Source organism: Micromonospora sp. NPDC049282, assembly GCF_043197045.1.
Taxonomy (GTDB): domain Bacteria; phylum Actinomycetota; class Actinomycetes; order Mycobacteriales; family Micromonosporaceae; genus Micromonospora.
Genome location: NZ_JBICSL010000021.1, coordinates 38,591 through 62,025, shown reverse-complemented (window position 1 = coordinate 62,025; position 23,435 = coordinate 38,591). Strand labels below are relative to the sequence as shown.

25 protein-coding genes and 1 riboswitch are annotated in these 23,435 nt (G+C 73.7%); of the genes, 22 read left to right on the top strand and 3 right to left on the bottom strand.

Features of this window, described 5'->3' with window-relative positions:
- Positions 1-56: 56 nt before the first annotated feature.
- From secY to truA, 12 genes are all read left to right on the top strand, one after another.
- The gene (secY, locus tag ACGFI2_RS26625) at positions 57-1,382 is read left to right on the top strand and encodes a preprotein translocase subunit SecY (RefSeq protein ID WP_393521861.1); all 1,326 of its coding nucleotides are present in this window, start codon (positions 57-59) and stop codon (positions 1,380-1,382) included.
- Positions 1,383-2,036, top strand: a complete 654-nt coding sequence (locus ACGFI2_RS26620) for an adenylate kinase (RefSeq protein ID WP_393521859.1) — start codon at positions 1,383-1,385, stop codon at positions 2,034-2,036.
- A gap of 90 nt (positions 2,037-2,126) precedes the next feature.
- Positions 2,127-2,978 carry a type I methionyl aminopeptidase gene (map, locus tag ACGFI2_RS26615; protein WP_393521857.1) on the top strand — a complete coding sequence of 284 codons (852 nt, stop codon included), beginning with the start codon at positions 2,127-2,129 and terminating at the stop codon, positions 2,976-2,978.
- Positions 2,979-3,141: 163 nt separating this feature from the next.
- The gene (locus ACGFI2_RS26610; protein WP_393521855.1) at positions 3,142-3,717 is read left to right on the top strand and encodes a DUF1707 domain-containing protein; all 576 of its coding nucleotides are present in this window, start codon (positions 3,142-3,144) and stop codon (positions 3,715-3,717) included.
- 250 nt (positions 3,718-3,967) lie between these two features.
- Positions 3,968-4,189 carry a translation initiation factor IF-1 gene (gene infA, locus ACGFI2_RS26605; RefSeq protein ID WP_007073013.1) on the top strand — a complete coding sequence of 74 codons (222 nt, stop codon included), beginning with the start codon at positions 3,968-3,970 and terminating at the stop codon, positions 4,187-4,189.
- Between the two features lie 92 nt (positions 4,190-4,281).
- Positions 4,282-4,395: a 50S ribosomal protein L36 gene (gene rpmJ, locus ACGFI2_RS26600; RefSeq protein WP_046567181.1), complete on the top strand. Its 114-nt coding sequence runs from the start codon at positions 4,282-4,284 to the stop codon at positions 4,393-4,395.
- A 152-nt stretch (positions 4,396-4,547) separates the two neighbouring features.
- Positions 4,548-4,928 (top strand): 30S ribosomal protein S13, encoded by a 381-nt coding sequence (rpsM, locus tag ACGFI2_RS26595; RefSeq protein ID WP_013288614.1) that lies wholly within the window; start codon positions 4,548-4,550, stop codon positions 4,926-4,928.
- Positions 4,929-4,946: 18 nt separating this feature from the next.
- Positions 4,947-5,354 carry a 30S ribosomal protein S11 gene (gene rpsK / locus ACGFI2_RS26590; RefSeq protein WP_014440747.1) on the top strand — a complete coding sequence of 136 codons (408 nt, stop codon included), beginning with the start codon at positions 4,947-4,949 and terminating at the stop codon, positions 5,352-5,354.
- Between the two features lie 14 nt (positions 5,355-5,368).
- Positions 5,369-5,995, top strand: coding sequence for a 30S ribosomal protein S4 (gene rpsD, locus ACGFI2_RS26585; protein ID WP_091065834.1), 627 nt, complete (start codon positions 5,369-5,371; stop codon positions 5,993-5,995).
- A 95-nt stretch (positions 5,996-6,090) separates the two neighbouring features.
- Positions 6,091-7,113 (top strand): DNA-directed RNA polymerase subunit alpha, encoded by a 1,023-nt coding sequence (locus tag ACGFI2_RS26580; RefSeq protein ID WP_007073009.1) that lies wholly within the window; start codon positions 6,091-6,093, stop codon positions 7,111-7,113.
- A 34-nt stretch (positions 7,114-7,147) separates the two neighbouring features.
- Positions 7,148-7,708, top strand: coding sequence for a 50S ribosomal protein L17 (rplQ, locus tag ACGFI2_RS26575; RefSeq protein WP_393521852.1), 561 nt, complete (start codon positions 7,148-7,150; stop codon positions 7,706-7,708).
- 74 nt (positions 7,709-7,782) lie between these two features.
- Complete coding sequence (gene truA, locus ACGFI2_RS26570) at positions 7,783-8,616, top strand: tRNA pseudouridine(38-40) synthase TruA (protein ID WP_393521850.1); 834 nt, start codon at positions 7,783-7,785, stop codon at positions 8,614-8,616.
- A gap of 69 nt (positions 8,617-8,685) precedes the next feature.
- Here truA and ACGFI2_RS26565 read toward each other — a convergent pair whose 3' ends face one another.
- Complete coding sequence (locus tag ACGFI2_RS26565; protein WP_393521848.1) at positions 8,686-9,855, bottom strand: hypothetical protein; 1,170 nt, start codon at positions 9,853-9,855, stop codon at positions 8,686-8,688.
- Positions 9,856-9,980: 125 nt separating this feature from the next.
- Between ACGFI2_RS26565 and ACGFI2_RS26560 the strand changes: the two genes are divergently transcribed.
- From ACGFI2_RS26560 to ACGFI2_RS26550, 3 genes are read left to right on the top strand one after another with little or no spacing between them, the layout of a single operon-like run.
- Complete coding sequence (locus ACGFI2_RS26560; protein ID WP_393521846.1) at positions 9,981-10,586, top strand: class I SAM-dependent methyltransferase; 606 nt, start codon at positions 9,981-9,983, stop codon at positions 10,584-10,586.
- A gap of 41 nt (positions 10,587-10,627) precedes the next feature.
- Positions 10,628-12,307, top strand: coding sequence for an ABC-F family ATP-binding cassette domain-containing protein (locus ACGFI2_RS26555; RefSeq protein WP_393521844.1), 1,680 nt, complete (start codon positions 10,628-10,630; stop codon positions 12,305-12,307).
- A gap of 32 nt (positions 12,308-12,339) precedes the next feature.
- Complete coding sequence (locus ACGFI2_RS26550; RefSeq protein WP_393521842.1) at positions 12,340-13,302, top strand: aldo/keto reductase; 963 nt, start codon at positions 12,340-12,342, stop codon at positions 13,300-13,302.
- Positions 13,303-13,624: 322 nt separating this feature from the next.
- Here ACGFI2_RS26550 and ACGFI2_RS26545 read toward each other — a convergent pair whose 3' ends face one another.
- A complete protein-coding gene (locus ACGFI2_RS26545; RefSeq protein WP_393521840.1) occupies positions 13,625-14,536 on the bottom strand; it encodes a DUF559 domain-containing protein in 912 nt (303 codons plus the stop codon).
- Between the two features lie 119 nt (positions 14,537-14,655).
- A riboswitch (TPP riboswitch) is annotated at positions 14,656-14,767 on the top strand.
- Here ACGFI2_RS26545 and thiE point away from each other — a divergent pair.
- From thiE to thiC, 7 genes are all read left to right on the top strand, one after another.
- Positions 14,762-15,388, top strand: a complete 627-nt coding sequence (gene thiE / locus ACGFI2_RS26540; RefSeq protein ID WP_393521838.1) for a thiamine phosphate synthase — start codon at positions 14,762-14,764, stop codon at positions 15,386-15,388. (Overlaps the previous riboswitch by 6 nt.)
- Complete coding sequence (thiO, locus tag ACGFI2_RS26535) at positions 15,385-16,512, top strand: glycine oxidase ThiO (protein WP_393521836.1); 1,128 nt, start codon at positions 15,385-15,387, stop codon at positions 16,510-16,512. The genes thiE and thiO overlap by 4 nt, the downstream gene beginning before the upstream one ends.
- Positions 16,503-16,703, top strand: a complete 201-nt coding sequence (gene thiS, locus ACGFI2_RS26530; RefSeq protein ID WP_393521834.1) for a sulfur carrier protein ThiS — start codon at positions 16,503-16,505, stop codon at positions 16,701-16,703. The genes thiO and thiS overlap by 10 nt, the downstream gene beginning before the upstream one ends.
- Positions 16,700-17,479, top strand: coding sequence for a thiazole synthase (locus tag ACGFI2_RS26525; RefSeq protein WP_393521832.1), 780 nt, complete (start codon positions 16,700-16,702; stop codon positions 17,477-17,479). Before thiS ends, ACGFI2_RS26525 begins: the two co-directional genes overlap by 4 nt.
- A gap of 80 nt (positions 17,480-17,559) precedes the next feature.
- Positions 17,560-18,195, top strand: a complete 636-nt coding sequence (locus ACGFI2_RS26520; RefSeq protein ID WP_393521830.1) for a thiamine phosphate synthase — start codon at positions 17,560-17,562, stop codon at positions 18,193-18,195.
- Positions 18,192-18,980 carry a bifunctional hydroxymethylpyrimidine kinase/phosphomethylpyrimidine kinase gene (gene thiD, locus ACGFI2_RS26515; protein ID WP_393521828.1) on the top strand — a complete coding sequence of 263 codons (789 nt, stop codon included), beginning with the start codon at positions 18,192-18,194 and terminating at the stop codon, positions 18,978-18,980. Before ACGFI2_RS26520 ends, thiD begins: the two co-directional genes overlap by 4 nt.
- Before the next feature lie 17 nt (positions 18,981-18,997).
- Positions 18,998-20,590, top strand: coding sequence for a phosphomethylpyrimidine synthase ThiC (gene thiC / locus ACGFI2_RS26510; protein WP_393521826.1), 1,593 nt, complete (start codon positions 18,998-19,000; stop codon positions 20,588-20,590).
- 43 nt (positions 20,591-20,633) lie between these two features.
- Here the strand turns inward: thiC and ACGFI2_RS26505 are convergent, their stop codons facing one another.
- Positions 20,634-23,429, bottom strand: coding sequence for a hypothetical protein (locus tag ACGFI2_RS26505; RefSeq protein WP_393521824.1), 2,796 nt, complete (start codon positions 23,427-23,429; stop codon positions 20,634-20,636).
- Between the last annotated feature and the right edge of the window lie 6 nt (positions 23,430-23,435).

Sequence of the window (23,435 nt, the reverse complement as noted above, 5' to 3'; positions counted from 1 at the left end):
CACCCCGCCCCGCCAGGGATCGTCACCGGCGGCCCGCGTCGCGCAGGAGGAAGAAGTTGCTGTCCGCCTTTCTCAGTGCGTTCCGTACGCCTGATCTGCGCAAGAAGCTGCTGTTCACAGTAGGCATCATCGCGGTCTACCGGTTGGGCGCCACGCTGCCCAGCCCGGGCGTCTCGTACGGCAACGTGCAGAAGTGCCTCGACACCATCCAGGGCAGCACCGGCGTGCTCAACCTGCTGGATCTTTTCTCCGGTGGCGCGCTGCTCCAGCTCTCGGTCTTCGCGCTGGGCATCATGCCCTACATCACCGCGTCGATCATCCTGCAGCTGCTGACGGTGGTGATCCCGCGCCTGGAGCAGCTCCGCAAGGAGGGCCAGGCCGGTCAGGCGAAGATCACCCAGTACACCCGCTACCTCACGCTGGGCCTGGGCGTCCTCCAGTCCTCGGCGTTCGTGGCGCTGGCCCGCTCCGGGCAGCTGTTCAACAACCAGTGCGACCAGTTCCCGATCGTGCCCAGGGGCACCGGCATCCCGGACTGGCTCACGCTCTCCGTCCTGGTGCTGACCATGACCGCCGGCACCGGCGTGGTGATGTGGCTCGGCGAGCTGATCACCGACCGGGGCGTCGGCAACGGCATGTCCGTGCTGATCTTCACCTCGATCGCGGCCCGCCTCCCCGCCGAGGGCTGGAAGATCAAGACCACCAAGGGCTGGGGGATGTTCCTCCTCGTCATCGTCCTGGTGCTGGTGGTCATCACCGCGGTCACCTTCATCGAGCAGGCGCAGCGCCGGATCCCGGTCCAGTACGCGAAGCGCATGATCGGCCGGCGGATGTACGGCGGCACGTCGACCTACATCCCGCTGAAGGTGAACCAGGCCGGCGTCATCCCGGTCATCTTCGCCTCGTCGCTGCTCTACCTGCCGACGCTCGCGCTCCAGTTCTTCGACCAGAACGACCCGGGCAAGACCCAGGCCTGGATCCAGAACCACATCGTGAAGGCGAGCGCGCCGGAGCACATCGCGATCTACTTCCTGCTGATCATCTTCTTCACGTACTTCTACGTGTCGATCACGTTCAACCCGACCGAGGTCGCGGACAACATGAAGAAGTACGGCGGCTTCGTGCCGGGCATCCGCCCCGGCAAGCCGACCGCCGAGTACCTCGACTTCATCCTCAGCCGGATCACCCTGCCGGGCGCGCTCTACCTGGGCATCGTCGCGATCCTGCCGAACTTCTTCTTCATCTGGCTGGACAACCAGCAGTTCCAGAACTTCCCGTTCGGCGGCACCGCCGTGCTCATCATGGTCGGCGTCGGTCTGGAGACCGTGAAGCAGATCGAGAGCCAACTCATGCAGCGGAACTACGAAGGGTTCCTGCGGTAGATGCGACTCGTTCTGGTTGGCCCGCCGGGCGCGGGCAAGGGCACACAGGCGGAGTTCATCGCCGCCCACCTCTCGGTGCCGAAGATCTCCACCGGCGACATCTTCCGGGCCAACGTCACCCAGGGCACGCCGCTGGGCGTCGAGGCCAAGCGCTACATGGACGCCGGCAAGCTGGTTCCGGACGACGTCACCATCAACATGGTCCGGGACCGGCTCGCCGAGCCGGACGCCGGCGAGGGTTTCCTGCTCGACGGCTTCCCGCGGACCACGCCGCAGGCGGCCGAGCTGGACAAGCTCCTCGCCGACCTGGGCAGCTCGCTGGACCTGGTGCTGGAGCTGGTCGTCGACGACGACGAGGTGATCCGGCGGCTCTCCGGTCGGCGCACCTGCCGCGGCTGCGGCAAGATCTGGCACGTCGAGTTCGACGCCCCCAACCGGGAGGACGTCTGTGACCGCTGCGGCGCGGAGCTGTTCCAGCGGGACGACGACAAGCCGGAGACGATCGCCGCCCGCCTCCGGGAGTACGCCGAGAAGACCGCGCCGCTGGTCGACTACTACGGCGCCCAGGGCAAGCTGGTCGGCATCGACGCGGCCGGGCCGGTGGAGGACGTCACCGTCCGTGCCATCGACGCGCTGCGCTCGTACGGCGGCTGACCTGACGCCGCCGCGCGGCGGATAGAGTACGAACAGCGGGGTACGCGCGACGTGCCCCGCTGTTCTGTGTAACGAAAGGTGAACGCCGTCATGCGCCGTCCCCAGCTGGACATCCAGCTGAAGACCCCCGAGCAGATCGAGCTGATGCGGGCCGCCGGTCTGGTGGTCGCCCGCGCCCTCTCCCGGATGCGGGATGCGGTCGCGCCCGGCGTGACGACGGCCGACCTCGACGCGATCGCCGAGGCCACCATCCGGGAGGCCGGTGCCGTCCCGTCGTTCAAGGGCTACCACGGCTTCCCGGCGTCGATCTGCTCCTCGGTCAATGAGCAGGTGGTGCACGCCATCCCGTCCCCGCGACAGGTGCTGCGCGAGGGTGACCTGATCTCGATCGACTGCGGCGCGGTGCTGAACGGCTGGCACGGCGACGCGGCCGTCACGGTGGCGGTGGGGGAGGTCGACCCGGCGCTGCTGCGGATGGCCGAGGTCGCCGAGGACGCGATGTGGGCCGGGATCGCCGCCGCGGCCCGGGGCGCTGCCTCGGGTCGGGGCCGGCTCACCGACATCTCGCACGCGGTGGAGACGGCGGTCCGCAAGGGCGGTCGGTACGGCATCGTGGACGGCTACGGCGGCCACGGCATCGGCACCGAGATGCACCAGGACCCGCACGTGCTCAACCACGGCCGCCCGGGCAAGGGTCCGCGCCTGGTGCCCGGCCTGGCGCTCGCCATCGAGCCGATGATCACGGCTGGCTCCCCGCGTACCGTCGAACTGGCCGACGGCTGGACGGTGGTGACGCGGGACCGTTCGACGGCGGTGCACGTCGAGCATTCGATGGCGCTGTTGGACGACGGGGTGTGGGTGCTGACCGCCGTCGACGGCGGCCGGGCCCGCCTCGGCGACCTGGTCACCTCCCGCCAGCCCGCGGACTCCCCGGCCCGCTGACCGGTCCGTCACCCGACCGGCCCGCCGGCCGTCGCTCGGCCCCGCCGCGTCATCCGGCGCGACGGGCCCGCCGGGACGCTACCGGGCGCTGCGGGCGAGGCCGGCTGCGGTCCGTGCGGCAGCGGATTTCGTCCGGTGGCGCTTCGGTGGCATCCTTGCCTGCATGGACGGGCAGCGGCAGTTGCGGGCAGCCGACAGCGACCGGGAGACCACCGCGGAGCGGCTCCGGGTGGCGCTGGAGGAGGGCCGGCTCGGCCTGCACGAGTACGACGAGCGGCTGGGTCGCACGTACGGCGCCCGCACCTACGCCGAGTTGGACGAGGTGGTGGCGGACCTGCCGGGGCCGGCGACCGCCGAGCGGTCGGCCGTGGTGCCCGCCGCAGCGGCTCCGCCCGCCGCGCCTGCGACTCCCACCGCTCCGGGGACGCCCGCCGGGTCCGGCGCGTCCTCCGGGGTGCCGGCCACGACCTCCGGGCCCGGGGCGCGCGACGAGGTTGCCGGGCCGGAGGCGCCGGCCGAGCCGGAGACCCGCTCCCGGCTGCTCGGGCTCTGGATGCCCTGGCTGCGGGTCGCCGCGCTGCTGCTGCCGATCTGGCTGATCGGCGTGATCACCACCGGCCATGTCGCCGGCGGCTGGCCGCTCTGGGTGCTGGGGCCGTGGGGCGGCCTGGTGCTGATGCAGTCGGTGGGGCTGATCGGCGTGGATCACGGGCGGAAGCGGTCCGACCGCCGGCGCTGAGCTGTGCCGCTGGTCACAATTGGCGGGAAAATCCGCCGTCCGGGCGATGTCCGGGCCGGCCGGTTTGGCGACGGTGCGCGGGCGGGCGTAGACTTTCAGATCGGCGCACAGCGTCCACTCCGCCATGCCCACCCTGCGCTTCGGTGGGAGTCGGAGCCGCGGCTGGCGCGGGCTTCCTGATCTTGGTCGGGTGGCCCGTGTAAGACGTTGTGGGCCGTCCGGAGCAACCGACGTCAGGACAGCGGAGTACATGCCGAAAAAAGACGGAGCCATCGAGATCGAGGGTCGGGTCATCGAGCCTCTGCCGAACGCTATGTTCCGGGTGGAGCTCGCGAACGGCCACAAGGTGCTGGCTCACATCAGCGGCAAGATGCGGCAGCACTACATCCGCATCCTGCCGGAGGACCGGGTCGTCGTCGAACTCTCGCCGTACGACCTGACCCGCGGGCGCATCGTCTACCGCTACAAGTAAGCCTGACGACGGCCGGGACGTCCCCGTGTCCGTCTTCGACGTCCGGGTCGCGCATCGTCGCGTCTCCGGGCCAGATGGGAAGTAAGGCAACCGTGAAGGTCAAGCCGAGCGTCAAGAGGATCTGCAACAAGTGCCAGGTGATCCGCCGGCACGGTCGGGTCATCGTCATCTGCAGTGACCCGCGCCACAAGCAGCGCCAGGGCTGACGCCCCACATCACCAAGCTCGTCCCAGCCGCGGACGGTGCGCGCACCGCGTACCCCTCGTGGTTGACCCCCGGTCGGAGGCCGGGGCCCGCTCGGGCAGCGGGGTGGGACGGGTCCACACCTCCGCCACAATCATGAGGAGTACGCCCGCACATGGCACGTCTAGTCGGCGTGGATCTTCCCCGCGAGAAGCGGATGGAGATCGCGCTCACCTACATCTTCGGGGTCGGTCGTACCCGCGCCCTGGAGACGCTCGCCGCGACCGGCATCTCGCCGGACAAGCGCGTTCGGGACCTCACGGACGAGGAGCTCGTCGAGCTCCGGAACCACATCGAGGGCAACTACAAGGTTGAAGGCGACCTGCGCCGCGAGGTCGCCGCTGACATCCGCCGCAAGGTCGAGATCGGCTGCTACGCCGGTATCCGGCACCGCCGCGGTCTGCCCGTGCGTGGCCAGCGCACCAAGACCAACGCGCGGACCCGGAAGGGCCCGAAGCGGACCGTGGCCGGCAAGAAGAAGCCCGGCAAGAAGTAACTAGGAGCGCACAGACTTATGCCACCGAAGGCTCGTGCCGGAGCCGCTGTCAAGAAGGTCCGGCGCAAGGAACGCAAGAACGTCGCCCACGGGCAGGCGCACATCAAGAGCACCTTCAACAACACCATCGTGTCCATCACGGACCCGACCGGTGCGGTCATCTCCTGGGCCTCGTCCGGCCAGGTGGGCTTCAAGGGCTCCCGCAAGTCGACCCCGTTCGCCGCGCAGCTGGCCGCCGAGGCCGCCGCGCGTCGGGCCATGGAGCACGGCATGCGCAAGGTCGACGTGTTCGTCAAGGGTCCCGGCTCCGGCCGGGAGACCGCCATCCGTTCGCTGCAGGCCGCGGGCCTCGAGGTCGGGCAGATTTCCGACGTCACGCCGCAGCCGCACAACGGGTGCCGTCCGCCGAAGCGTCGCCGGGTCTGAGAGGTTAGAGAGAGATGGCTCGTTACACCGGTGCTGACTGCCGCCGTTGCCGGCGGGAGAAGATGAAGCTGTTCCTCAAGGGCAGCAAGTGCGATGGTCCGAAGTGCCCGTTCGAGTCCCGGCCGTTCCCGCCCGGGCAGCACGGCCGCGGCCGCACCAAGGAGACGGAGTACCTGCTCCAGCTCCGTGAGAAGCAGAAGGCCCGTCGTGTCTACGGCGTGCTGGAGAAGCAGTTCCGCGGCTACTACGAAGAGGCCGTGGGCAAGAAGGCCAAGACGGGCGAGGTTCTGCTGCAGATCCTCGAGTCGCGGCTGGACAACGTGGTCTACCGGGCCGGCTACGCCAAGTCCCGGGACATGGCCCGCCAGCTGGTCAAGCACGGTCACTTCACGGTGAACGGCAAGAAGGTCGACATCCCGTCGTACCGCGTCAAGGAGCACGACATCGTCGAGGTCCGGGGCAAGAGCAAGGAACTCACCCCGTTCATCGTCGCGCAGGCCGAGGCCGGCTCCAAGACCGTTCCGGCGTGGCTCGAGGCCATCCCCAGCCAGATGAAGGTCCTCGTGCACTCGCTCCCGGCCCGCCAGGTGATCGACACCCAGGTCCAGGAGCAGCTGATCGTCGAGCTCTACTCCAAGTAAGGGCTCGTTGCGGTGGCCCGCCCCGCGGGGCGGGCCACCGGAACAGTTGTGTCGTGGGCGTCAAATAGCGGGCGCCCCGGAAGAGAAGAGAAAAGATGCTCATCAGCCAGCGACCGTCTCTCTCCGAAGAGTCGATCAACGAGACCCGGTCCCGGTTCACCATCGAGCCGCTGGAGCCCGGCTTCGGCTACACGCTCGGCAACTCGCTGCGGCGTACGTTGCTGTCCTCCATCCCCGGTGCGGCGGTCACCTCGATCAAGATCGACGGTGTCCTGCACGAGTTCACCACGATCCCCGGGGTCAAGGAGGACGTGGTCGAGCTCGTCATGAACATCAAGGAGCTGTGCGTCAGCTCCGAGCACGACGAGCCGGTCAGCATGTACCTGCGCAAGCAGGGCCCGGGCGACGTGACCGCCGGTGACATCCAGCCCCCGGCCGGTGTCTCGGTGCACAACCCGGACCTGAAGCTCGCCACCCTCAACGGCAAGGGCCGGCTCGACATGGAGCTGACCGTCGAGCGGGGCCGGGGCTACGTCACGGCGGCGCAGAACAAGCAGGCGGGCGCCGAGATCGGCCGGATCCCGGTCGACTCGATCTACTCGCCGGTGCTCAAGGTGACGTACCGCGTCGAGGCGACCCGCGTCGAGCAGCGGACCGACTTCGACCGGCTGATCATCGACGTCGAGACCAAGCCGTCGATGGGCCCGCGTACCGCGCTGGCCTCCGCCGGCTCGACGCTGGTGGAGCTGTTCGGCCTCGCCCGCGAGCTGGACGAGACCGCCGAGGGCATCGACATCGGGCCGTCCCCGCAGGACGCCCAGCTGGCGGCGGACCTGGCTCTGCCGATCGAGGAGCTGGACCTGACCGTCCGCTCCTACAACTGCCTCAAGCGCGAGGGCATCAACTCCGTTGGTGAGCTGATCGGGCGTACCGAGGCCGACCTTCTCGACATCCGCAACTTCGGTCAGAAGTCGATCGACGAGGTCAAGATGAAGCTCGCCGGGATGGGCCTGGGGCTGAAGGACTCGGCTCCGAACTTCGACCCGGCGCACGTCGTGGACGCCTTCGGCGAGGCCGACTACGACACCGACGACTACCGCGAGACCGAGCAGCTCTAGTCCGCGCTGCCGCCACACCTGAGGAGCACCAAGCATGCCCACGCCCACCAAGGGCCCCCGCCTCGGCGGCAGCCCCGCGCACGAGCGGCTGATGCTGGCCAACCTGGCCACCGCGCTGTTCCAGCACGGCAAGATCCAGACCACCGAGACGAAGGCCCGGCGGCTCCGTCCGCTGGCCGAGCAGCTCATCACCAAGGCCAAGCGTGGCGACCTCGCCTCGCGCCGGCGGGTGGCGGGCGTCGTCAAGGACAAGGACGTGGTCTACTCCCTGTTCGACCAGATCGCGCCCCGGTACGCCAACCGCAACGGTGGCTACACCCGGATCGTGAAGACCGGTCCGCGCAAGGGTGACGCCGCTCCGATGGCGATCATCGAGCTGGTGGAGGAGCTTCAGGTCGCCGAGCCGAAGGCGAACAAGAAGACCGCCGCCCGCAAGGCCGCCCAGCAGGACAAGGTCGAGGCCCTGGCCCCGGCCGAGGAGGCCCCGAAGACGAGCGCCGGTGACCAGGACGCGGAGGCTCCGGTCTCCGCCTCCGGCGACACCGCCGCCGCCCGTGAGGACAGCGACGAGGCCACCGAGAACGACAAGGCCTGATCGCAGGCAGCATCGTCGGGCCCGGCATCCCCTCGCGGGGTGCCGGGCCCGACGCCGTCAACGGGAGGTACGAGGTGGACGAGCGGACCCGGCTGCGGCTGGACGTCTCGTACGACGGCACCGACTTCTCCGGATGGGCCCCCCAGCCCACCCGGCGCACGGTGGCCGGGGTGCTCATGGAGACGCTTGACCTCGTCCTCGGCGCGGGCACGGTCACCGGCCTGACCGTGGCCGGCCGCACCGACGCCGGGGTGCACGCCACCGGGCAGGTCTGCCACCTCGACCTGCCGACCGAGGTGTGGCGCGCGCACGAGGGGCGGCTGCTGCGTCGGCTGGCCCGACTGCTGCCCACCGATGCCCGGGTACGCGCGATGACCGAGGTGCCGGCCGACTTCGACGCCCGGTTCTCGGCCACCTTCCGCCGTTACGAGTACCGGGTCACCGACGCGCCCTGGGGCGCCGAGCCGCTGCGCCGGCGGGACACCCTGGCCTGGCCGAAGCCGCTGGACCTGGCGACGCTGAACGAGGCCGCGGCCGGTCTGGTCGGCGAGCACGACTTCGCCGCCTACTGCCGGCGCAAGGAGAACGCCACCACGCTGCGCGAGGTCACCCGGCTGGACTGGCGGCGCGACCCGGACGGGATCCTGGTCGCCACCGTGCAGGCCGACGCGTTCTGCCAGAACATGGTGCGCAGCCTGGTCGGCGCCATGCTGGTCGCCGGTGACGGCCGGCGGCCGGTGCGGTGGCCGGCCGGCCTGCTGACCCGCCGGGAACGGTCCAGCGAGGTCACCGTGGCCCCCGCGCACGGCCTCGCCCTGGTCGAGGTCGGGTACCCGGCCGACCCGGCCGGTTACGCCCGCCGCGCGGACCTCACCCGCCGGCTGCGGGTGCCGGTCGCCGAGGGCTGAGCGCGCGCCACCGGCCGGCGCGGAACGGCCCGCCACCGGAGCGGGTGACGGGCCGTCGCTGTTTTCGGTTCAGTCGGTGCTCTGCTGACCGGCGCTGTCCTCGGTCGGGCCGTCGGTGGGTTGGCCGGCCGTCCCGCCGGAGGCCCGCCGGTCCAGCACGCCCCGGTTCAGGTGCAGCTCGATCAGGTCGTACATGATGTCGCGGGCGCGGGCGTCGTCGGTCGGGATCCGCTCCCCGTCGGCGCGGGTGACCAGGCAGAAGGCGATGTAGTGCCCGCGTACCTGCCAGCCGACCCGGGCGGCGGCCTTCTCCACCGCCTCGGTGTCGTCACCCGCGGCCAAGCCCCGGAACCGCCCCTGCCGGTCGTCCAGCAGCGGCCGGATCCGGTCGCGTACCCGTTGGGCGCTGGCCAGGTCGGTCAGGTTGAACAGGCCGGCGGTGAGCAGGTGGTCGCCGTCGGGGGAGCGGAGCGTGCCCCGGACGACCTGGTTGCATCCGAGCCGGGCCAGCAGAGCGGCGATCTCGCCGGTGGCCGCGACCGCGCAGTTCGCACTCGTCTGGGTCTTCAGCACCCGGTAGGCGGGCTTGCCGTCGGTGACCACCAGTTGTTTGCCGGGGAAGAGCTCCCTGACGGTGAGTGACGCCTGGTCGGTGTCCCGGGAGTCCAGGTCGGACCGACTCGGCGGGTTCGTCTCCGCCACCGTCGGCTGCGGGGTCGGCTCGCTCGCCGGGGGTGTGGCGCTCCGCTCGTCGAGCAGTGCCGCGACGGCCAGGCCGGTGAGGGAGAGCAGGAGCAGCACCGCGGCGCCGCCGATCAGCGTCTGCCAGACCCGGCCGCCGCCGCGACGGTCGGCGCGCCGGTTGCGGGGCAGCTCGGACACGTCGGTGGCACGGAAGGCCGGGCTGGCCGGGATCGGCACGGTGGGGCGCGTCGTCGCGGCGGGCACCGGTTGCGGCGTGGGCGGCGCGGGTTGGGGCACCGGGAAGGGTTCCCCGGGCGGCGCGGGTCGGCCGGGCGTCGGTGCGGGTGCGGGTGCGGGCGGCGCGGGGGCGGGCGCCCGGGCCTCGTCGTCGAGGTCCGGCCGGGTGGTCCGGGCCGGCGGCAGCGACGGTGTGGGGAAGCGGGAGGGCGACGGGCCTGCCGGAGGCGGCGTCGCGGCCGCGGGCCCGGTCGGGGAGTACCCGGGCTCCGGGTACTCCAGGAAGGCGTCCTCATCGGGCTCGTACCGGTACACCATGTGGGATAGAGTAAGACCGATTATCCCTTTCAGGGGTAATATCGGGAAATTCCGGCGGAGTGGCGTCCGCCCCCGCCCGCCGTACCGTCGTCCGGCCCACCGTCCGGCGGTGCGAGAATGCCGTCGTGACCGGCGACCACTACTTCACCGCTGAACCCGCGACCCCGGCCCGTCCGCGCGAGGTCGAGTTCTCCGTCGCCGGGCGTGACTACGCCCTCACCTCGGCCGGCGGGGTGTTCTCCGCCGACCGGCTCGACCCCGGCACCGCGGTGCTGCTGCGCAAGGCCGACCTGCCGGGCGCCGACGTCGCCGGCCCGCTGCTCGACATCGGCTGCGGGTTCGGCCCGATCGCCTCCGTCCTGGCCACCGTCGCGCCGGCCGCCACCGTCTGGGCGGTTGACGTCAACGAACGCGCCCGCGCCCTCACCGCCGCCAACGCCGCCCGGATCGGCGCCGCCGACCGGGTCCGGGCCGTCGCGCCGGACGACCTGCCGCCGGACGTCACGTTCGCCCAGATCTGGTCGAACCCGCCGATCCACATCGGCAAGGCCGAGCTGCACGACCTGCTGCTGCGCTGGCTGCCCCGGCTCACCCCGGACGGCGTGGCCTGGCTCGTCGTCGCCCGCCACCTCGGCGGTGACTCGCTGCACCGCTGGCTCGTCGAGCAGGGCTGGCAGGTCGAGCGGCACGCCAGCCAGAAGGGCTACCGGGTGCTCCGGGTCACCCGGTAATCGGGTGTCGCCCGCCCCGTCGACTCGGGCAGGATGCCGGCGTGGGATACGTGGACGTGGCAGCGGTCGGGCACATCCTCCCGGACGGGCGGGAGCTGTTCGGCGAGGTGTCGTTCCGGGTCGGTGAGGGCGCCAAGGTCGCGCTCGTCGGCCCCAACGGCGCCGGCAAGACGACTCTGCTCCGGATGGTCGCCGGCGACCTGCCGGTGCGCACCGGCGCGATCGCCCGCGCCGGCGGCCTGGGTGTGATGCGGCAGTTCATCGGCATGATCGGCGACGAGTCGACGCTCGCCGACCTGGCCCTGTCGCTCGCCCCGCCGGCGCTGCGCGACGCCGGGCGGCGGCTCGTCGAGACCGAGACGGCGATGCGGACGGCCGAGGTCCGCGGCAAGTACAGCTCCGCCGCCGGCAAGGCCCAGCTCGCGTACGCCGACGCGCTGGCCGCCTGGGGCGAGAGCGGCGGGTACGACGCCGAGGTGCTCTTCGACACCGTCGCCACCATCGTGCTGGACCTGCCCTGGGACAGCGCCCGGGACCGGCCGGTCCGCACCCTCTCCGGCGGCCAGCAGAAACGCTTCGCCCTGGAGCTGCTGCTGCGCGGCCCCGACGAGGTGCTGCTGCTCGACGAGCCGGACAACTTCCTCGACGTACCGGGCAAACGCTGGCTGGAGGCGCGGCTGCGCGAGTCCGGCAAGTCGGTGCTCTACGTCTCGCACGACCGCGAGCTGCTGGCGCAGACCGCCGACCGGGTGGTGGCCGTGGAAGGCGGCAGCGCGTGGGTGCACCCGGGTGGCTTCGCGAGCTGGCACGAGGCGCGGGTGGCCCGGCACGCCCGCCTCGACGAGCTGCGCCGGCGCTGGGACGAGGAGCACCAGAAGCTGCGCGAGCTGATGCTGATGTACAAGCAGAAGGCCGCGTACAACGACGGGTTGGCCTCCCGCTACCAGGCCGCGCAGACCCGGCTGCGCAAGTTCGAGGAGGCCGGGCCGCCGCCCGTACCCCCGAAGGACCAGGACATCCGGATGCGGCTGACCGGCGGGCGGACCGGCAAGCGCGCGGTGATCGCCGAGCAGCTCGAGCTGGACGGCCTGACCTACCCCTTCGACCTGGAGATCTGGTACGGCGACCGGGTCGCGGTCCTCGGCGCGAACGGGACCGGCAAGTCGCACTTCCTGCGCCTGCTGGCCCGCGGCGGCTCCGACCCCGACCCGGGCAACACCCCGGTCGACGGCGCCGCCGCGCTCACACCGGTCGCGCACGGCGGCGTGGTCCGGCTCGGCGCCCGGGTCCGGCCCGGTCACTTCTCGCAGACCCACGACCGGCCGGAGCTGACGGAGCGGACGCTCGTCGAGATCCTGTGGCGGGGCGACGAACACCGGGCCGGCATGGACCGGCACGCGGCCATGGGGGTGCTGTCCCGCTACGAGCTGGCCGGCCAGGGCGACCAGCGGTTCGGCACACTCTCCGGCGGCCAGCAGGCCCGCTTCCTGGTGCTGCTGCTGGAGCTGTCCGGGGCCACCCTGCTGCTGCTCGACGAGCCGACCGACAACCTCGACCTGGCCTCCGCCGAGGCGCTGGAGGCCGGCCTGGGCGCGTTCGACGGCACGGTCATCGCGGTCACCCACGACCGGTGGTTCACCCGCACCTTCGACCGGTTCGTGCTGTTCCGGGGCGACGGGGACGTGGTGGAGACGCCGGAGCCGGTCTGGGACGTCGGGTGATCGACGAGGAACCGGCCGGTGGCGGGCATAGGGTGGATCTCGTGAGTGAGATGACCTATCGCCGGCTGGGCGACTCCGGGCTCGTGGTGTCCGTGGTCGGCATCGGCTGCAACAACTTCGGCCGCAAGCTCGACCTCGACGGCACCCGGGCGGTGGTGGACGCCGCGCTCGACGCCGGGATCAACTTCTTCGACACCGCCGACATCTACGGCGAACCCCAGGGCGGCTCCGAGGAACTGCTCGGCCAGGCGCTCAAGGGCCGCCGGGACGACGTGGTGGTCGCCACGAAGTTCGGCATGGACATGAACGGGGCGAACGGGCCGGACCACGGCGCCCGGGGCGCCCGCCGCTACATCGCCCGCGCGGTCGAGGCGTCGCTGCGCAGGCTCGGCACCGACCACATCGACCTCTACCAGATGCACGAGCCCGACCCGGGCACGCCGATCGACGAGACGCTCGCCGCGCTCGATGACCTGGTCACCGCCGGCAAGGTGCGCTACCTCGGCAACTCCAACTTCGCCGGCTGGCAGATCGCCGACGCCGACTGGACCGCGTCGTCGCAGGGCCGTACCCGGTTCATCTCCGCGCAGAACCACTACTCGCTGCTGGAGCGCGGGGTGGAGGACGAGGTGATCCCGGCCTGCGAGCGGTTCGGCCTCGGCATGCTGCCGTTCTTCCCGCTCGCCAACGGGTTGCTCACCGGCAAGTACCGGCGGGGCCAGCAGCCACCGGCGGGCAGCCGGCTCGCCGGCGGCGGCCGGTACGCCGAGCGGCTGGCCGCGGCACGTTGGGACACCATCGAGGCGATCGAGACGTACGCGGCCGAGCGCGGGGTGAGCATGCTCCAGGTGGCCATCGGTGGCCTGGCCGCCCGGCCCGCGGTGACCTCGGTGATCGCCGGCGCGACCACGCCCGAGCAGGTACGCGCCAACGCCGACGCGGGCACCTGGCAGCCCACCGACGAGGACCTGGACACCCTCGACGCCCTCCTCTGACACCCCCCGCCCCCGCCCTCGCCCCCCGCCGCCCGGGGGGCGTGACCAGGGGTGAGTGGAACGCTATGGGTGTCTGCGGTGCGTTTTGACACCCATAGCGTTCCACTCACGGACGGCGACCCTGGCGAGTGGAACGCTGTGGGTATCTCGGGGCGCCGGCCCGGCCCGGCCTTGCCGGCCCCTGCCTCCTGGCCCTGCCCGTCCGACCTGGGCGCGGGTCGCGACGCCCAGCCGGATGCGTCGTGTCCCGCCCCGGCGCGGCATGTCCCGGCGTCGCCCGGCACGGCGCAGCACGACGAGGTCCAGCGGCGGCAGTAGGGCGTCAGCGGGCCGGCATGGTGGTGCGGCGTTCGGCGAGGGCCTGGTGGACCAGGGCGACAGTGGCCTCGGGGCGGCGCAGCACGTCGTCGGCGGTGAACCGGAGCACGATCCAGCCCGCCGAGCGCAACGCGTTCAGGCGCGCCACGTCCCGCCGGAACTGGGCCCGCTCCCGGTGGTGGTCGCCGTCGTACTCGACCGCGATGCGCAGCGTCGGCCAGGCCAGATCTACCCGGGCCACGAAGCGCCCGCCGTGGCGCACCTCGTGCTGGGCGGTCAGCGGGCCGAGGCCGGCGTCGAGGAGGAGCAGCCGCAGGCGCGTCTCCATCGGGGACTCACTCAGCGGCTCGGCCAGCGTCAACACCTCGCGCAGCAGTGACGAGCCCGGCCAGCCGGGACGGTCCGCGGCGTAGGCGCGCAGCGCGGTGAGTTCCACCACCCGGCGACGCAGCAGCGCGTCGACGGCGACCAGCGCCTCCACCCGGGGACCGAGGCGACCCAGGTCGAACGCCGTGCGCAGCGCGGTGGTGACCGGCAGCCCGGCGAACCGGGTGCGATCCCGTGCCGGTGCCGGTGACCGCACGATCGACAGCCGGGGATGCGGGCGCAGCCGGGCTGTCGTCGGCAGGAGCACGGTCACCGGATCGCCCCGGGTGAGCAGGTCGGCACCGAACAGGTAGGCCGCGCTGCGGCTGGCCAGCACCGCGTCCGGCGGCAGCCGCAACGCGACCGCCTCGCACCACATCCGGTGGTCGTCGGCGCGGTGTCCGCCCCGGTGCACGTACACGTCCGGCAGGAGGCGGACCCACGTCGGCCCGCGCAGCTTCGTCCAGGTCAGCAGTCCTTCGGCGACGGCACGGCTGCCCCGGAACGGCAGGGACGACAGACGTGGCGGGACACGGGCGGAGGTGGCCATCCGGGCAGCGTGTCGTGATGCGACGGTCACCCGCTGTCCCGGTCCGCCGAGTGGTGCCGTCGTGGGAAAAACGTCATCCGGTCTTCCGTCCGGCCGGGGACCCGTCGTACGGTAGGCCGCAAGTGACCCACGGGAGCCCGGTACGGACCGGGCTGAGAGGGGGGCTGACAGCCCCCGACCGTCGAACCTGATCCGGGTAATGCCGGCGCAGGGAGGAGCGTTGCCGTGCCGTCCCTGGGACGACTGCATCTCATCACCGACACCCGGCCCGGGCGGGATCCGCTCGGCGTGCTGCGTGCCGCCCTGCCGGTGGCCCGCGCCGAACTCGTCGTGCAGGTGCGGGTGGCGGACGATGCCACCGACCGGGAGGCGTACGAGCTGGCCCGGCGGGTGGTCGAGGCCTGCCGGCCGTACGGGGCGCGCTGCCTGGTCAACGACCGGCTGCACGTGGCGCTCGCGGTGGGCGCGTCCGGCGGCCACGTCGGGGCGGACGATCTGCCGGTGGCCGCCGCGCGCCGGGTGCTCGGCGCCGACGCGGTGCTCGGCGCGACCGCCCGGGAGGCGGACACCGCCCGGGCCGCGGTGGCCGACGGGGCCAGCTACCTGGGCGTGGGCCCGTGCCACGCCACCACCACGAAGCCGGGCCTGCCCGCGCCGATCGGTCCGGACGGGGTACGCGCCGTGGCCGGGGCGGTGACCGTTCCGGTGATCGCCATCGGCGGGGTGACCGCCGCGTCGGTGCCGGCGCTGCGGGCCGCCGGGGCGTACGGGGTGGCGGTGGTCGGCGCGCTCAGCTCGGCGGCCGATCCCGCGCACGCCACCGCCGCGCTGCTCGGGGCGCTGACGTGTTGAGCGGGGGCCCTTCCGCTACCGGAAGCGTTGACAAGGGGCCCTTCCTTACCGAGGTGGGGGTGGTGGGGGCGGGGCCGGTGGGGCTGGCGATCGCGTGGCGGTGCGCGCAGCGCGGGCTGCGGGTGAGTGTGCACGACGACCGGCCCGGGTCGGGAGCGTCGCGGGTGGCCGCCGGCATGCTCTCCCCGGTCGCCGAGGCGTACTTCGGTGAGCAGGAGCTGACCGCGCTGCTGGTCGAGTCCGCGGCACGTTGGCCCGGGTTCGCCGCCGAGCTGGCCGAGGCGAGCGGCGTCGACCTCGGCCACCGCACCGAGGGCACGCTTGTGGTCGGGCTCACCGCCGACGACCTGGCCGAGGCGGGGCGGCTGTGGTCGTACCAGCGGGGGTTGGGACTGCCGATCACGCCGCTGCGTCCGTCGGCGCTGCGCGACCGCGAGCCGGCGCTCGCCACCCGGGTGCGCGGCGGCGCGGTCGCTCCCGGCGACCACCAGGTCGACCCGCGCCGGCTGGTCGCCGCGTTGCGCGTCGCGGCCGAACGGGCCGGCGTGGTGTTCCGGCCCGCCCGGGTCGGCGCGCTGTCCGAGGTGGACGCGCGGGTCACCGTGGTCGCGGCCGGCTGCGGCGCCGCCGCGCTGACCGGGCTGCCGGTGCGGCCGGTGAAGGGCCAGGTGCTCCGGCTCCGCGCGCCCGGTGGCGGCCCGCCGGGCTTCCGGCACGTGATCCGGGGGTACGCCGACGGCGAGCCGGTCTATCTGGTGCCCCGGAACAGCGGCGAGGTGGTGGTCGGGGCGACCGTCGAGGAACGCGCGGACACCGAGGTCACCGCCGGCGGCGTGCTGCGGCTGCTCCGCGCGGCCGTCGAACTGGTTCCGGAGCTGACCGAGTACGAGCTGGTCGAGGCGGTCGCCGGGCTGCGCCCGGGCACCCCGGACAACGCGCCGGTGATCGGGGCGCTGCCCGGCCGGACCGGCGTGCTCGCCGCCACCGGGCACCACCGGCACGGCATCGTGCTCACCCCGGTCACCGCGGACCTCGTCACCGAACTGATCGTCACCGGCGAGCCGGATCCGGCGCTCGCCCCCTTCACCCCGGACCGGTTTCCGAAGGAGCCCAGGTGGAACTGATCGTCAACGGCACGGGACGGACGCTGCCCGACGGCGTCACGGTGGCCGAGGTGGTCCGCGCGGTCACCGGGCAGCAGCGCGGCCTCGCGGTCGCGGTCAACGGCGAGGTGGTGCCGCGCGGCGGCTGGCCGGTGAGCGTGCTGCGCGACGGCGACCGGGTCGAGGTGCTCAGCGCCGCGCAGGGCGGGTGAGCGGGATGTCCCTGGAGATCGGTGGCGTCGCGTTCGGCTCCCGGCTCGTCCTCGGCACCGGTGGCGCGGCCAACCTGCACGTGCTGGAGGCGGCGATCCGCGCCTCCGGCGCCGAGCTGGTGACGCTGGCGCTGCGCCGGGTGGACACCACCCCGGGCGGTACGGGTGGGCTGCTCGACCTGCTGGAGCGCTGCGGCGTACGGCTGCTGCCGAACACGGCCGGCTGCCGGACCTCGGTGGAGGCGGTGAAGGTGGCGCACCTGGCCCGGGAGGCGTTCGACACCGACTGGGTGAAGCTGGAGGTGATCGGCGACGAGCGCACGCTGCTGCCCGACGGGGTGGAGCTGCTGCGCGCCGCGGAGGACCTGGTCGCCGACGGGTTCACCGTGCTGCCGTACACCTCGGACGATCCGGTGCTGGCCCGCCGGCTGGCCGACGTGGGGTGCGCGGCGGTGATGCCGGCCGGCTCGCCGATCGGCTCCGGCCTGGGCATCGGCAACCCGCACCACATCCGGCTGATCCGGCAGGCCGTGGACGTGCCGGTGATCCTCGACGCCGGCATCGGCACGGCCTCCGACGCCGCGCTCGCGATGGAGTTGGGCTGCGACGCGGTGCTGCTGGCCAGCGCCGTCACCCGCGCCGCCGACCCGGTGGCGATGGCCACCGCGATGCGGCACGCGGTCGAGGCCGGCCACCTGGCGTACGGCGCGGGTCGCATCCCGCGCCGCGACCACGCGCTCCCGTCCACCCCCGACGAAGGCCGACCGAACCTGTGACCGTCCCCGCCGCCACCGATCCCGGCGTGCGCACGCCCATCGAGAGCGATCCTGGTGCGCGCACGTCCCTCGAGGGGCGGATGGGTACCAAGGTCCGCCGACGCCCGAGCGGACTGGTGCTGCTGACGGATCGGTGGGTGGCTCGACGGGCGCTGGTGGAGGTCGTCGCGGCGGCGGTGGGCGGGGGAGTGCGGTGGGTGGTGCTCCGGGAGAAGGACCTGCCCCGCGCCGAACGCCTCGCCCTCGCCGTCGAGTTGCGCGCGGTGCTCGCCGACGCCGGCGGCACCCTGATCGTGGCCGGCTCCGACCCGCTCGACGGGGACGCCGTGCACCTGCCCGCCGCCGGCCCGTACCCGCCGCCGCGCCTCGGGCTGGTTGGCCGCTCCTGCCACGACGCCGCCGAACTGGCCCGACTCACCACCGAGGACCACGCGACCCTGTCGCCGGTGTTTCCGACCCGCACGAAACCCGGCTACGGCCCGGCGCTGGGCCCGGACGGGTTGCGCGAGCTGATCGCGGTCAGCCCGGTCCCGGTGCTCGCCCTCGGCGGCATCGAAACCCCGGACCAGGTCAGGGCGTGCGTCGCCGCGGGCGCGGCGGGCGTCGCCGTGCTCGGCACGATCATGCGCGCCACCGACCCGACCGACACGGCCACCACGCTCGGCAGAGCCTTCCAGGAGGCGTCCACCCCCACCACCGGAGAGACGAGACAGTGACGCCCAGAACAGTTCTCACCATCGCCGGCTCCGACTCCGGCGGCGGCGCCGGCATCCAGGCCGACCTCAAGACGTTCGCCGCGCTCGGGGCGTACGGGACCAGCGTGCTCACGGCCGTCACCGCGCAGAACACCCGGGGTGTGGACGCGGTCCTGCCGCTGCCTCCGCAGACCGTCCGCGACCAGCTCGACAGCGTGCTCGGCGACTTCGCCGTCCGCGCGGTGAAGACCGGGATGCTCGGGACCCCGGCGGTCGCCGAGGCGGTGGCCGAGGCGGCCCGGGACGGGCGGCTGCCCCGCCTGGTCGTCGACCCGGTGCTGGTCGCCACCAGCGGGCACCGGCTCGGTGTGGTGGAGGCGGTCGAGCGGCTGCTGCCGTACGCCGAGGTGGCGACGCCGAACTGCGCGGAGGCCGCGGCCCTCACCGGGCGCGAGGTGGGCACGGTCGAGGAGATGGTCGCCGCGGCCGAGGCGCTGGCGGCGCGCGGCCCGGCGTTCGTGGTGGTGACCGGCGGCGACGTGGACGCGGCCGGCGAGTCGGTGGACGTGCTGGCCGGCGGCGGGACGACGCGGCTGCTGCGCGCGCCCCGGGTGGTGACGCGGCACCACCACGGCACCGGCTGCTCGTTCGCGGCGGCCGTCGCGGTCCGGCTGGCCGCCGGCGACGCGGCGCCGGTCGCGGTGGCCGCCGCCAAGGAGTACGTGACCCGTGCGCTGACCGGCGCGCGGAGTTGGGCGCTGGGCGCGGGTCACGGCCCGCTGGACCACTTCGGCTGGTCCGCTTGAGCGACAGGGAGGCTGTCATGCAGGCACGTCGCAAGGTGTACGTGGAGGGGACCCGGCCGGGGGTCCGGGTGCCGTTCGCCGAGGTGACGCTGACCGGGGACAACCCACTGGTACGGCTCTACGACACCTCCGGTCCCGGCTCCGACCCGGAGGTGGGGCTGCCCGCGCTGCGCGGGCCGTGGATCGCCGAGCGGGGCGACGTCGCGCCGGTCCGGGGCGCAGGCACGCCGCTGGCCGGGGTGGACGGGAAGCGGCCGACCCAGCTCGCGTACGCCCGGGCCGGGACCGTCACGGCGGAGATGGAGTTCGTGGCGATCCGGGAGGGGGTGACGCCCGAGTTCGTCCGGGACGAGATCGCGGCCGGCCGGGCGGTGCTGCCGCTCAACGTCAACCACCCGGAGTGCGAGCCGGCGATCATCGGCAAGGCGTTCCTGGTGAAGGTGAACGCCAACATCGGCACCTCGGCGGTGACGTCGTCGGTGGCCGACGAGGTGGAGAAGCTGACCTGGGCGACCCGGTGGGGCGCGGACACCGTGATGGACCTGTCCACCGGGAAGCGGATCCACGAGACCCGCGAGGCGATCGTGCGGAACTCCCCGGTGCCGATCGGCACCGTGCCGATCTACCAGGCGTTGGAGAAGGTCGGCGGTGACCCGGTGAGGTTGAGCTGGGAGGTGTTCCGCGAGACGGTGATCGAGCAGGCCGAGCAGGGCGTCGACTACATGACGGTGCACGCCGGTGTGCTGCTGCCGTACGTGCCGCTCGCGGTGGACCGGGTGACCGGCATCGTCTCCCGGGGCGGCTCGATCATGGCGGCCTGGTGCCTGGCGCACCACGAGGAGAACTTCCTCTACACCCACTTCGCCGAGCTGTGCGCGCTGCTCGCCCGCTACGACGTTACGTTCTCGCTCGGCGACGGGTTGCGCCCCGGCTCGATCGCGGACGCCAACGACGAGGCCCAGTTCGCCGAGCTGCGCACGCTCGGCGAGCTGACGAAGGTGGCCTGGGAGCACGACGTCCAGGTGATGATCGAGGGCCCGGGGCACGTGCCGATGCACAAGATCAAGGAGAACGTGGACCTTCAGCAGGAGTGGTGCCACGAGGCGCCGTTCTACACGCTCGGTCCGCTGACCACCGACATCGCGCCCGCGTACGACCACATCACCTCCGCCATCGGCGCCGCGATGATCGGCATGTTCGGCACCGCGATGCTCTGTTACGTCACCCCGAAGGAGCACCTCGGGCTGCCGGACCGGGACGACGTGAAGGCGGGCGTGATCGCCTACAAGATCGCCGCGCACGCGGCCGACCTGGCCAAGGGGCATCCGGGCGCGCAGGCCTGGGACGACGCGCTGTCCAGGGCCCGGTTCGAGTTCCGCTGGTCCGACCAGTTCAACCTGGCGCTGGACCCGGAGACGGCGCGGGCGTACCACGACGCGACGCTGCCGGCCGAGCCCGCGAAGACGGCGCACTTCTGCTCGATGTGCGGGCCGAAGTTCTGCTCCATGAAGATCACCCAGGAGCTGAAGGAGTACGCGGCGCGGGGCATGCGCGGCAAGTCCGAGGAGTTCGTCGCCGCCGGTTCCCGGGTCTACCTGCCGCTGGCCTGAGCCGCCCGAGGGCCGGGCCGTCGATGGCCCGGCCCCCGGCCGGTCAGTCGCGGTGGTGCCGGCCGGTACGCAGGGACCGGGCGTCGTCGGCGTTGTCGTCCGACGCGAGACCGGCGACCCAGTCGACGTACTCGTCGTCCGGGGTGGCGTTCGGCTCGACCGCCTCGTCGGCCTGTTCCGGCTCACCCTTGCCCCGGCTGCGCCGGAAGAGGCCACGCCGGGCCTTCGACTTCCCGCCGGCGGCCTCGGCGTCGTCCGCGCCGGCGTGCCGGCCCCGGGCGGTCTCGGCGTCGGTGTCCGAGGTGCCGGGCCCGGCCTGGGCCGGAACGGTCGCGCCCGGTTCCGCGTCGGTGGCCCGGGCCGGCCCGGCCGCGTCGGGTGCCGTCCGGCCGCCGGGGCGGGCGTTCGTGGCGAGCGCGTCCCACCCGGTGCTCCGGCCGGGCTCGGGCAGGCCCTGGTGCCGGGGGCGGGGCGCCGGCTCGGCCGGGGCGGTCGTGTCGTCGCCGTCCCGACCGGTGGCCGGAGCGCCCGGCGCGGCGGCACCGGACGGCCGGGCCGGCGGGCCTGCCGCCGGAGTGATCGGCCAGGCCGGCCGCACCTCGCCCGGTCGCTCGGTCACGTCCTCGAAGATGGGGAATCGAGGCCGGGGCGACGTGGCGGGTCGGTCGGCCGGGCCGGGGTCGAAGAAGAAGCTCCGCCGGCCACCCGCCGGCTTCTCCGCCCGTGACTCGGCCGGCTCGTCGGTGCCGCCCGCCGGCGGGGCTTGCGTGCCGGCTCCCGACGGGGCGGGCGTGCCGGCTCCCGACGGGACGGGCGTGCCGGTTGTCGTCGGGACGGGGGTGCCGGTTGTCGTCGGGGCGGGCGTGCCGCCCGGTGTCGGTGCGGGCGCGCCGGCCCCGGTGGCCTCGGCGGGCGTCCGGGTGATGTCGGTCCGGGGCGCGGCTGCCGGGTCGGTGTCGCTCCGGGTGGCGCGCGGGGCGCGGGTGCGCCGGGAACGGGCGGTCCGGGCGGTTCCGGCCGGGTCGTCGGCTGCGGTGTCCGTCGTCGGCGGGCCGGGAACGGGGGGTACCCCTGCCGCCTCCACGCCGGGCGCCGGGCCGTCGATGGCGTGGTCCGCCGCGTGCGGGCGGCGCCCGTCGGCGTCGCTCTTCGTGCCCGGCTCGGGATCCCGCCACTCGGTGGCGGGGCGGCTCCCGGCGGGCACCGGGGTGGAGCCGCCGGCCGGCGTCGGTTCGGCTGAGGTCGGTGACGTGGAGCCGTCGGTCGCCGACGGTTCGTCAGTCGGCGGCGTTACGCGGGCGGCGGCGCGGCTCCGTCGTGGCCGGGTGGCGCGCGGGGCGGCCTCGCGCGTGGCTCCGGCGGCGGACGAGGTGTCGGCCGGCGCGGTGCCGGTCACCGGCGATCCCGACGCCGCTCGCGGCTCGGGCTCGGGCTCGGGCCGCCCGGGGGCGTCCCCCGTCGGCGGGGAGGCGTCGGCTGTCGGCGGGGAGGCGTCGGGCGTCGGCTGGACGGTGTCACCCGTCGGCTTGCTGGCGGCTGCCACCGGCTCGGCGACGGCCGCCGTCGGCGCGGGGGCGGCGATCCCCGGCCCGGGTGTGTCGTGGTCGGCCGGGGTCGCGCCGGCGGCCGGCTGCGGATCCGGGCGGCCGGCGGCGAGGACGTCGATGGCCGAGGTCCGCCGCCCCGGCGTCAGCAGGCCGGGCATCGGCGAGCCGTGCGCCGGGCCCGCCCCGTCCCGCGCCAACGCCGACGACTCCGGGCGGGCGGGCGAGCCGGGTGCGGTGGGCGGCGCCGGCACTACGTGCCGGGCGGTGGACGGAACGGTGGCCGACCCACCCGCCTCCGGCCAGTCCCAGTGCGCGGGGGCCGGCGCGCCGGCCGTGGCCAGGGTCGCCGTGGCGGCCGCCGGGTCGGACGTGCCGGCCGGCAGCGGCGCGCCGGGCGGCAGCGGCGCGAGGATGTCGGTGGGGTCGACGGCGTCGGTCCCGGTGGCGGGCCGGGGGAGCACCGTGGTGGCGGTCGAGCCGAGCGCTCCGGCGACGATCGCGATCAACGCGCCGTAGTAGGGCGCCAACTGGTAGCGGTCGGTCGCCGTGCCCGGGCCGGCGGTCAGATAGGCGAAGGCCACCAGCACCGGCCCGGCTGCCCCGGCCGCGCCGCCGACGAGCGGCGGGTGCCCGGCCCGGCGGGCCAGCACGCCGAGCGCGCCGCCCGCGAGCAGCGCCAGCGTGGGCAGCAGCAGCATGGCCAGGCGTTGCGCCGCCCCGGCGTCGAGCCAGGACGGCTCGAGTACGCCGAGCCGCACGGTGGTCAGCGGCCGGTTGGAGACGATCGCGGGCGCGACGGAGAGCAGGGCCAGCAGCCAGACGATCCCGGCGGTGAGCGCGACGCCCCAGCCGAACGGTGGTTTGAGCAGCACGCCGATCGCGGCGCCCGCGCCCACCACGGCGCCCAGGGCGGCGCAGATGCCGGCCGCCCACACCGGGTCGACGGAGCCGCCCAGCTCGGCGGCGCGGGCCGGTTGCATGCAGAGCGGGGCGACCACGATCGCGCCCAGCGCGCTGACGCCGGCGATGGAGAGCAGCTCGGTGGTGCCACCGGGACGGTCGTCGCGGCGGGCGAGGCGCTCGGTGAGGACGGCCCCGGCGACGGTGGCGACCGCGGCGAACCAGGCGACCCAGACGAGCTGGGCGGGCCACCGGTTGACCGAGCCGTCGACGAACGTGCCGTCGAGGCGGACGACTCCGAAGCCGTACGCGATGCCCAGCTGGCCGGCACCGGCCAGCACACTCACCCCGAGCGCCGTGAGCAGCAGCCTGCCCCACGTCCGAAAGGCCATGTCGGG